Annotated in this window: 1 protein-coding gene; it reads right to left on the reverse strand. The window is 69.8% G+C overall.

Annotated features, from left to right (window positions below; translation table 11 throughout):
* The coding region (locus ACSC1Q_RS42990) for a polyketide synthase dehydratase domain-containing protein (protein WP_436764512.1) at positions 1-688 on the reverse strand (688 nt) is incomplete at its 3' end.
* Positions 689-709: the final 21 nt, after the last annotated feature.

Raw genomic sequence — 709 nt, forward strand, 5'->3', positions numbered from 1 at the left:
CGATCCGCGCCCGCACCTCGACCGCCCCGGCCGAATACAAGCTCACCCCCGCCCAGGAGAACGGCAGAACCGTCTGCCCGTCACCGACCACCAGCGGCGCGTGCAACACCGCGTCCAACAACGCCGGATGCACCCCGAAACGCGCCGCGTCCCCATGCGCCTGCTCGGGCAACACGACCTCGGCGAACACCTCCTCACCACGCCGCCAGACCGCCCTCAGCCCCTGGAAGACGGGCCCGTACTCATACCCCATGCCCAGCAACACCTCATAGGCGTCGCCCACCTCCACCGCCACCGCACCCACCGGCGGCCACTGCGCCAACTCAGCTGCCGCCACCGGCAGCGGCCCCGCACCCAGCAGCCCTTCGGCGTGCCCCGTCCACGGAGCCGCGACATCGCCTTCCGGACGCGAATGGATCGAGACCGGCCTGCCACCGGACTCCTCCGCGCCGATGACGACCTGAACCTGCACCCCACCCTCGATGGGCAACAGCAGCGGAGCCTGCAACGTCAGCTCCCGCACCAGCGGCCACCCCACCTCACCCCCGGCCCGCAACACCAGCTCCAGCAACCCGGTCCCCGGCAACAACACCGTCCCGTTCACCGCATGATCAACCAGCCACGACTGCGTGGCAGAGGACAACCGACCACTGAAGATCGCGGACTCGTTGCTGGCGACCTCCGTCACCGCGCTCAACAACGGGTGATC

Origin of the sequence: Streptosporangium heterodermiicola (assembly GCF_051390675.1) — a bacterium.
Classification (GTDB): domain Bacteria; phylum Actinomycetota; class Actinomycetes; order Streptosporangiales; family Streptosporangiaceae; genus Streptosporangium.